At 77.6% G+C, this 8,721-nt stretch carries 9 protein-coding genes and 1 pseudogene; all 10 read right to left on the bottom strand.

Annotation, left to right across the window (positions count from 1 at the left end):
• Positions 1-106: 106 nt before the first annotated feature.
• Positions 107-490: a PH domain-containing protein gene (locus AC5FZL_RS13480; RefSeq protein WP_493619402.1), complete on the bottom strand. Its 384-nt coding sequence runs from the start codon at positions 488-490 to the stop codon at positions 107-109.
• Between the two features lie 107 nt (positions 491-597).
• Entirely contained in the window at positions 598-1,443 is an 846-nt protein-coding gene (gene hisG, locus AC5FZL_RS13475; protein ID WP_493619401.1) for an ATP phosphoribosyltransferase, read from the bottom strand.
• A gap of 61 nt (positions 1,444-1,504) precedes the next feature.
• Positions 1,505-1,768 (bottom strand): phosphoribosyl-ATP diphosphatase, encoded by a 264-nt coding sequence (locus tag AC5FZL_RS13470; RefSeq protein WP_493619400.1) that lies wholly within the window; start codon positions 1,766-1,768, stop codon positions 1,505-1,507.
• A 19-nt stretch (positions 1,769-1,787) separates the two neighbouring features.
• A complete protein-coding gene (locus AC5FZL_RS13465) occupies positions 1,788-2,477 on the bottom strand; it encodes a nicotinamide mononucleotide transporter family protein (RefSeq protein ID WP_493619399.1) in 690 nt (229 codons plus the stop codon).
• Between the two features lie 106 nt (positions 2,478-2,583).
• Entirely contained in the window at positions 2,584-3,945 is a 1,362-nt protein-coding gene (locus tag AC5FZL_RS13460) for an MFS transporter (protein ID WP_493619398.1), read from the bottom strand.
• Between the two features lie 136 nt (positions 3,946-4,081).
• Positions 4,082-4,741: a ribulose-phosphate 3-epimerase gene (gene rpe, locus AC5FZL_RS13455; protein WP_493619397.1), complete on the bottom strand. Its 660-nt coding sequence runs from the start codon at positions 4,739-4,741 to the stop codon at positions 4,082-4,084.
• A gap of 38 nt (positions 4,742-4,779) precedes the next feature.
• Positions 4,780-6,258 carry an RsmB/NOP family class I SAM-dependent RNA methyltransferase gene (locus tag AC5FZL_RS13450; protein WP_493619396.1) on the bottom strand — a complete coding sequence of 493 codons (1,479 nt, stop codon included), beginning with the start codon at positions 6,256-6,258 and terminating at the stop codon, positions 4,780-4,782.
• Positions 6,255-7,205 carry a methionyl-tRNA formyltransferase gene (gene fmt / locus AC5FZL_RS13445; RefSeq protein WP_493619395.1) on the bottom strand — a complete coding sequence of 317 codons (951 nt, stop codon included), beginning with the start codon at positions 7,203-7,205 and terminating at the stop codon, positions 6,255-6,257. Before fmt ends, AC5FZL_RS13450 begins: the two co-directional genes overlap by 4 nt.
• 26 nt (positions 7,206-7,231) lie before the next feature.
• A complete protein-coding gene (gene def, locus AC5FZL_RS13440; protein WP_493619393.1) occupies positions 7,232-7,777 on the bottom strand; it encodes a peptide deformylase in 546 nt (181 codons plus the stop codon).
• Between the two features lie 98 nt (positions 7,778-7,875).
• Positions 7,876-8,721 (bottom strand): annotated as a pseudogene (locus AC5FZL_RS13435) (primosome assembly protein PriA); the annotation flags it as partial.

The raw sequence follows: 8,721 nt of genomic DNA, 5'->3' as shown, positions 1-8,721 counted from the left end.
GGGGCCGCGGTGCCGGTGGCCACCACCGCCCAGCGGCGACGCCGGGCGCGGGCGACCTCTGGCGTCACCGGGAGGACGCTACGCGGCGGGGCGGTCCTCGGCCCGCTCAGCCGGTGGCGCGCCCGTGCTGGTGCAGGGCGACGAGCGTGGCCAGGCGCCGCGCCTCCGCCTCGGCCGCCGGCCCGTCGGCGCGCTGGACGCCCATCACCGCGAGGGTGTCGCCGTCGGTCAGCTCCAGCTGCACCCACGGCCGGCCCCCGCCGAAGCGGACGTCGGCGACCTCGGACCAGGCGACCTCCCGCTCGCCGGCGAGGTTGCGCACGCGCAGGCCGCGCTCGGTGGGGACGGCGCGCACCGTGGCCTGGCGGTGCATGAACAGGGCGATGGCCAGCCCCACGGCGACGAAGCTCGCGCGGTCCCACCAGACGAAGCGGCCGGGGATCGCCGCGGCGAGCGCGATCCCGCCGAGCAGGGCGACCACGGCGACCACCCGCGCCACCAGCGGGCCGCGGCGGGGGCGGAACGGGGCGTGCAGGGCCTCGCGGCCACCGTCTCGGCCACCGTCTCGGCCGGCGCCCCCGGGCTGCGGCACGGCGCTCAGATCCGGCAGGCGTGGATGGTGGTGACGAGGATCGCCCGGGCGCCGAGGTCGTACAGCTCGTCCATCACCCGGTTCGTCGTGGCTCGCGGCACCATGGCGCGCACCGCGACCCAGGCCGGGTCGGCCAGCGGGGAGACCGTCGGCGACTCCAGGCCCGGCGTCACGGCGCAGGCGGCCTCGACGGTCTCGCGGCGCACGTCGTAGTCGACCATCACGTACTGCCGCGCCACGAGCACGCCCTGGACGCGCCGGACCAGCACGCTCAGGCCCGCCGGCTCGGCGCCCGCGCGGCGCACCAGCACGGCCTGCGAGCGCAGGATCGGGTCGCCGAAGACCTCCAGGCCCGCGGCGCGCAGGGTCGAGCCGGTCTCGACGACGTCGGCGATGACGTCGGCGACGCCGAGCTGCACGGCCGTCTCCACGGCGCCGTCCAGGCGCACCACCGAGGCGCTGACGCCGGCCGCGGCGAGGTGGTCCTCGACCAGGCCGGCGTAGCTGGTGGCCACGCGGCGCCCGGCCAGGCCCGCGAGGCCGCCGTCCCCGGTGCCGGGAGGGCCTGCGAAGCGGAAGGTGGAGGCGCCGAAGCCGAGCTCGAGCACCTCGGGCGCGGCCGCGCGGGAGTCCAGCAGCAGGTCGCGGCCGGTGATCCCGACGTCCAGCGTGCCGGCGCCGACGTACAGGGCGATGTCGCGCGGGCGCAGGAAGAAGAACTCGGCGTCGTTCTCGGGGTCGGCGAGCACCAGCTCGCGCCCCTCCCGGCGGGAGGCGTAGCCGGCCTCGCGCAGCAGCTGGGCGGCGGGCTCGGCGAGCGAGCCCTTGTTCGGGACGGCGATCCGCAGCACGCGGGAGGTCTCCAGTTCGGTCAGCGCGAGGGGGGCGGTCGGCGGCGCGGGCGCGGCCGGCTCAGAGGTGGCGGTAGACGTCGGCGAGGGTGAGCCCGCGCGCCAGCATCAGCACCTGCAGGTGGTAGAGCAGCTGGGAGATCTCCTCGGCCGCCCGGTCGGCGGACTCGTGCTCGGCGGCCATCCACGACTCGGCCGCCTCCTCGACGACCTTCTTGCCGATGGTGTGGACGCCGGCGTCCAGGGCCGCGACCGTGCCGGAGCCCGCGGGGCGCTCCTCGGCCTTGGCCGACAGCTCGGCGAACAGCTCCTCGAAGGTCTTCACGGACCCCGACTCTAGAGCGTCAGCCGAGGGTCTCCACCGCCGGTGACGCCGGGCCCGCGGCCACCCGCTCGCGGCGCTGCAGCCGCACCCACACCGCGAGGCCCCACAGGACGAAGCCCGCGTAGACCAGGTAGAGCACGGCGCTGGGGTACAGCTGGGCGCGCAGGAGCAGCGGGACCCCGACGGCGTCGACGAGGATCCAGATGATCCAGAAGTCGGTCCAGCCGCGGGCCATGCCGTAGGTGGCCAGCAGCGAGCCGGTGAAGATCCACGCGTCGGCCCACACCGGCTCGAACGAGCCCAGCGCCCGGAAGACCGGGGTGAGCACGGCGACGAGCACGACCGCGGCCACGACCATGCCGGCGCGCTGGCGCCAGGTGGCCCAGTGCGGCTGCACCACGGCGCCGCTGCTCCCGCGGGCCGCGCGCCAGCGCCGCCACCCGTAGACGGCCACGGCGGCGAACATCACCTGGCGCGAGGCCTGGCCGAGCAGGTTCGCCCCCTGCGGGGTGGAGAAGACCGCGCCGAGGAAGACCGTGAAGAGCAGCACGTTGCCGACGATGCCGACCGGCCACGCCCACACCTTCCGGCGCATCCCCCCGACCGCCGAGGCCAGCCCGAAGAGGTTGCCGACGACCTCGCGCCACAGGATGTGCTGGTCGCTGCCGAAGCGGATCTCGGCGTCGAACAGCCAGCTGATCGGGTCCACGGGTCCTCCGGGTGGTGCGGGTGCGGGCGGGTGCTTCCGGCTCGGGCCCGGCGCTGCGCCCGGGACGAACCGTAGTGCCGCACCCGGAGGAGCGGGGAGGCGGTGCTCAGCGGCGGACGGCGTCCACGGTCTGCAGGTCGACGTCGCGGGTCTCGCGGGTGAGCAGCAGCGCGACCAGGGTGATCACCGCGGCGCCGGACAGGTACAGCCCGACCAGGCCCACCCCGCCGCGCTGCACCAGGGCGGCGGCGATGGTGGGGGCGAACGAGGCGCCGAGGATGCCGCCGACGTTGTAGGCGATCGAGGCCCCGGTGTAGCGGACGGCGGTCGGGAACAGCTCGGGCAGCTGGGCGCCCATCGGGCCGTAGGTCAGGCCCATCAGGGCCAGCCCCACCACGAGGAAGGCCAGCACCAGCGGCGTGGACCGCTCGCTGAACATCGGGCCGAACAGGAGCCCGAACACCGCGATCGCCGCCGTGACGGCCAGCAGGGTGGGGCGGCGTCCGAACCGGTCGGCCAGCAGCCCCGAGATCGGCGTCGTCAGGCCGAAGAACACCACGGCCGTCATGAGCAGGACGAGGAACTCCGAGCGGGAGAACCCCAGGCCGCCGTCGGCGGCCGGGGTGGTGCCGTGGGAGAGGCTGAAGACGGTCATGAAGTAGAAGAGGACGTACGTCGCCAGCATGATCAGGGTGCCCCGCACCAGCGCGCCCGGGCTGCGGCGGAAGACCGCGGCCACGGGCACGCGCTCGCGCTCGCCGGCCTCGAGCACCCGCTGGAACGCGGGGGTCTCCGACAGCTGCAGGCGCACGTAGAGCCCCACGCCCACGAGCAGCGCCGAGAGCAGGAACGGCACGCGCCAGCCCCAGCTGAGGAACTGCGCGTCGGTGAGCGTGGAGGTCAGCAGCAGGAAGACGCCGTTGGCGAAGAAGAAGCCGATCGGGGCGCCGAGCTGGGGGAACGAGCCGAACAGGCCGCGCCGCCCGCGCGGGGCGTTCTCGGTCGCGAGCAGCGCCGCGCCGCCCCACTCGCCGCCCAGGCCCAGGCCCTGGCCGAAGCGCAGCACGCACAGCAGCGCCGGCGCGAGCAGCCCGACGGAGTCGTAGGTGGGCAGCAGGCCGATGAGCATCGTCGAGATGCCCATCGTCAGCAGCGAGCCGACCAGGGTGACCTTGCGCCCGACCCGGTCGCCGAAGTGCCCGAACAGGGCCGAGCCGATCGGCCGGGCGACGAACGCGATGGCGAAGGTGGCCAGCGAGGCCAGGCGCGCGGTGGCCGGGTCGTCCGGGGAGAAGAACAGCGGGCCGAAGACCAGCACCGCGGCCGTGGCGTAGATGTAGAAGTCGTAGAACTCGATCGCCGTGCCCACCAGGCTCGCGATGACGACGCGCCGCGTGGGGTTGGCGCCCGCGGGCGCCCCCGCTGCGGTGCCGCTGGTCGTGCCGGTCGTGCTCGTGCTGCCCGCCATGGTCGTGCGCCTCCGTGCCGTCGCTCGTGCCGGACCTCCCGGGCCGACCGCGCGACGGTACGACACGTGCCCGCATGGCGGACGGCGCGTCCAGATGGTGAGACGGCGGGCGGTGGCCCCTCGTCGGCGGTGGCCCTCAGCAGGCGGCGGAGGCCAGGCGCCGGAGGTCCGCGATCGCCGCGGCGGCGTCAGCGGCGCCGTAGACCGCCGAGCCGGCGACGAACACGTCGGCCCCGGCCTCGGCGCAGCGCTCGATGGTGGACGCCGACACCCCGCCGTCCACCTGCACCTGCACCTGCAGCCCCGCGGCGCTGACCGCCCGGCGCAGGCGCCGCACCTTGGGCAGGCACACGTCGAGGAAGCCCTGGCCGCCGAAGCCCGGCTCGACCGTCATGACGAGCACCATGTCGAACTCGCCGAGCAGGTCCACCAGGGGCTCCACCGGCGTGGACGGGCTGACGGCGATGCCCGCGCGGGCGCCCGCCGCGCGCAGGTCGCGGGCCAGGCGCACCGGCGCCCGGACGGCCTCCGCGTGCACCGTGACGCCGGCCGCCCCCGCCTCGGCGTAGCCGGGCGCCCAGCGGTCGGGATCGTCGATCATCAGGTGGCAGTCCAGCGGGACGGGGCTGACCGCCGCGAGGCGCTCGACCACCGGCAGGCCCCAGGTGAGGTTGGGCACGAAGTGCCCGTCCATGACGTCCACGTGCGCCCAGTCGGCGGAGGAGATCCGCTCGAGCTCGGCCTGCAGGTTCGCGGGGTCGGCGGACAGGATGCTCGGAGCGATCGTCACGGCCACGGGCGCCGAGCCTAGCCAGCCGCCGAGCCGAGCCGGCCTCAGGTGCGGCGCAGCAGGGCCACGAACATCGCGTCGGTGCCGTGGCGGTGCGGCCACAGCTGGGCGCTCGTGCCGTCCCCGAGGTCCGGCACCTCCCGGCCGGCGGCGGCGCGCACGTGCGCAGGGGTGTCGAGGCGCTCGACGTCCGCGCGCCGGCGCAGCACGTCCTCGAGCACGGCGAGGGTCTCGGCCGGGTGCGGCGTGCACGTCACGTACGCCACCACCCCGCCGGGGCGGACGGCGTCCAGCGCCGAGGCGAGCAGCGCCCGCTGCAGCGGGGCGAGGGAGGCCAGGTCGGCCGGGGTGCGCCGCCAGCGCGACTCCGGACGCCGGCGCAGGGCGCCCAGCCCGGTGCACGGCACGTCGACGAGCACGCGGTCGAAGGAGCCCGGCTCCTCCGCACCGACCTCGCGGCCGTCCCCGACCCGCACCTCCCAGCCGCCCGGCGTCGCGGACAGCGCCTGCTCGACCAGGCGGGCCCGGTGCGGAGCGGTCTCGACGGCCACCAGCGACGCGCCGCGCTGCGCGGCGGAGGCCGCCAGCAGCGCGGCCTTGCCGCCCGGGCCGGCGCACAGGTCGGCCCAGCGCTCCCCCGCGCCGTCCGCACCCTCGCGCGCCTCGACGTCGGCGGCGAGCAGGGTCAGGGCGGCGAGCTGGCTGCCCTCGTCCTGCACCCGGGCGCGGCTCTCGCGCACGGCGGGCACGTCGCCGGGGTCGCCCTCCTCGAGCACGGCCGCCACCGGCGACCACCGCCCCAGCCGGGCTCCGGCCCCCGTCAGCTCGCCGACCTCGGCGAGGCCGGGCAGCGCCGCGACGGCGACCTGCGGGCGGGCGTTGTCCGCGGTCAGCAGCGCGGGCAGCTCCTCGACCGGGCGCCCGTGGGCGCCCAGGGCCTCGCGCATCGCCCGCACCACCCAGGCCGGGTGGCTGTGCCGGACGGCGAGCGCCCCGACCGGGTCCGTCGCGGCGTCGGGCGCGACGCGGTCGAGCCAGGTGGGGAGGTCGTGCTCGGAGACCCGGCGCAGGACGGCGTTGGTGAACGCCCCGGCCCCCGCGCCGACCGCGCCGCGCACCAGCGCGACGGTCTCGCTCACCGCGGCGTGCGGGGCGACCCGGGTGGCCAGCAGCTGGTGGGCGCCCAGGCGCAGCGCGTCGAGCACCGGCGGGTCGACCTGGGTCAGGGGGCGGTCGATGCACGCGGCGAGCACGGCGTCGTAGGTGCCGCGCCCGCGCAGGGCGCCGTAGGCCAGCTCGGTGGCGAAGGCGGCGTCGCGCGGCGCCAGGCGGGCCGCCCGCAGCAGGCGGGGCAGCACGAGGTTGGCGTAGGCGTCCTCGGACTCGACGGCGCGCAGGACGTCGAAGGCGACCTGGCGGGCGGGGTCGCCGCGCCGGGGGCGGGCCGAGGGGGCGCTGGCGGTGCGGGCGCGCTCGGGGCGCCGGGGGGCGCCGCCGCTGGGCGGGGGCCGGTGGCCCCTCACGCCAGCACCTCCCCGGGCTCGGGGCGCACGCCGCGCGCCCACGCGTCGGCGGGCATCGCCCGGCGGCCGGCCGGCTGCACCTCGCCGAGGCGCACCGGCGTCGTGGCCGTGCCGACGAGGACGCCGGCGCGGGTGGCGCGCAGCTCGCCGGGGGCGAGGCGCTCGGCGGCGTCCTCGGCGGGCACCTCCGCCGCGGTCACCGGCTCGACGGGCCCGACCTTGAGCCGCTCGTCGCGCCACGTCGTCCAGGCACCGGGCGCGGGAGTGGCGCCGCGGACCTGGCGGTCGACGGCCAGGGCGGGCGCGCCCCAGCGCACCCGGGCGTCGTCGACGGTCACCTTCGCGGCGTGGCTGACGCCGTCCGCGGGCTGGGGCTGCGGCACGAGGATCCCCTCCTCCAGGCCGTCGAGGGTGGCCACGAGCAGGTTCGCGCCGTCCACGGCGAGGCGCTCGAGCAGCTGCCCGGAGGTCTCTCGCGGGCCGACCGCGGTGGTCAGCGAGCCGAGGACCGGCCCCGTGTCCAGGCCCTCCTCGAGGAGGAAGGTCGTGGCGCCCGTGACGTCGTCACCGGCCATCACCGCTCGCTGCACCGGCGCAGCCCCGCGCCAGGCGGGCAGCAGCGAGAAGTGCAGGTTCACCCAGCCCAGGCGGGGCACCGCCAGCGCCGCCGGCGGCAGCAGGGCCCCGTAGGCGACGACCGGGCAGCAGTCCGGCTCGAGCTCGGCGAGGCCGGCGAGGAACTCCGGGTCGGAGGCGCGGTGCGGCTGGAGCACCGGCAGCCCGGCGGCCAGGGCCCGCACGGTCACCGGGCTCTGGGCCGCGCGCCGGCCGCGGCCGGCGGGGGCGTCCGGACGGCTGACCACCCCGACGACCTCGTGGCGCGAGGCCAGCAGGGCCTCCAGGGAGGGCAGGGCGGTGGCCGGGGTGCCGGCGAAGACGACGCGCACGCGGGATCAGCTCGCCCGGGCCGCGCTCAGCGCGCCGTGCCGAAGGTGGCGTGCGGGCTGACCCGCACCTCCGGCACGGGCTGGCCGGCCCAGCGGGCCTCGCGGACGGCCTTCATCGCCAGCTTGCGCTGCTCGCGGTCGAGGCGGTCGATGAAGAGGATCCCGTCGAGGTGGTCGGTCTCGTGCTGGATCGCCCGGGCCAGCAGCTCGCTGCCCTCGATGACGACCGGCTCGCCGTGGACGTCGAACCCGCGGGCCACCACCGACAGCGCCCGGCGGGTGTCGAAGGCCAGGCCGGGGAAGGACAGGCAGCCCTCCTCGCCCTCCTGGCACTCGCTCGACAGGCTCAGCTGCGGGTTCACCAGGTGCCCCAGGACGCCGTCCACGTGGTAGGTGAACACGCGCAGCGAGACGCCGATCTGCGGGGCGGCGAGCCCGGCGCCGCTGGCGTCGAGCATGGTGTGCTCGAGGTCGGTGACGAGCGTGCGCAGCTCCTTGTCGAAGTCGGTGACCTCGGCTGCGGGGGTGCGCAGCACCGGGTCTCCGAAGATCCGGATGGGCTGGATCGCCACGTGCTTCCTCGTCTGCTCTCGTCGGCCCACGACGTGCGGGGTGGGGGGCCCGCGAGCGCCGGCGGGCGGCTCGGGGGCGGTCCCAGTCTAGGACCGCCTCAGGCGACCTCCTCCGGGTCCAGCTGCACCCTCACCCCTCCGGGCTCCTTGCGGGCGCTGCGGACCGCCGCGGCGGCCCGCAGCGCGCTGGCCAGCGGGCCGCGACCGGTGCGCGGCACCCGCACCAGCGCCGCGACCTCGTCCGCCCCGCGCACCCCGCCCGGCCGCGGCGGGCCGGGCGGCGGGGGCACCGGGGTCGGGCCGAGCACCTCCGCCGCCTCGGGGAGGGAGGCGTGCTCAAGGAGGCTCTGGACGGCCGGGGCGGCCCCGGTGACGCGCGCCATCACCGCGGCGGGCGGCAGCCCGAGCTCGCGGCGCTCGGCGAACTCGCGCGCGGCGTGCCAGGCCGGGTCCCAGCGCACCAGGGCCTCGACCGGCGGCAGGCCGGCCGGGGCGAGCAGCACGACGGTGCCCCCGGCCGAGGCCGGTCGCACCAGCGAGGCGGCGGCGGCCCAGCGGCGCAGCGCCTCCTCGCCCGCCCGCAGGTCGGGCCGCTCGAGCAGGGCCCAGCCGTCGAGCAGCAGGGCCGCGGCGTAGCCGCCGGGGGCGACCGGCTCGGCCCCCGGCGTGGCGATGACGAGGGAGGGCGCCGCGGCGACCGCGTCGAGCACCTCCCCCCCGCCGGAGGTGTGCACCGGGACGCCGGGGAAGGCCCGGCCGAGCTCCTCGGCCGTGCGGCGCTGGCCGACCACGGTCGAGCGCACCCGGTCGTTCCCGCAGGCGGGGCAGCGCCAGCCGGCCGCCGTCCGCCCGCACCAGCGGCACACCGGCGGGGCGTCGGCGCCGGTCAGCTGCAGCGGGCCGGCGCAGTGGCCGCAGCGGGCGTTCGCGCGGCAGTGCGCGCA

Source organism: Quadrisphaera sp. DVD1 (assembly GCF_058932755.1).
The sequence above is the reverse complement of the archived record's forward strand: the minus strand, read 5'-3'. Positions and strand labels throughout refer to the sequence as shown.

What these genes read in the sequence shown, in the direction of transcription:
- AC5FZL_RS13460 (WP_493619398.1), bottom strand. Translation starts at nt 3,945, where the DNA reads ATGGCGGGCAGCACGAGCACGACCGGCACGACCAGCGGCACCGCAGCG.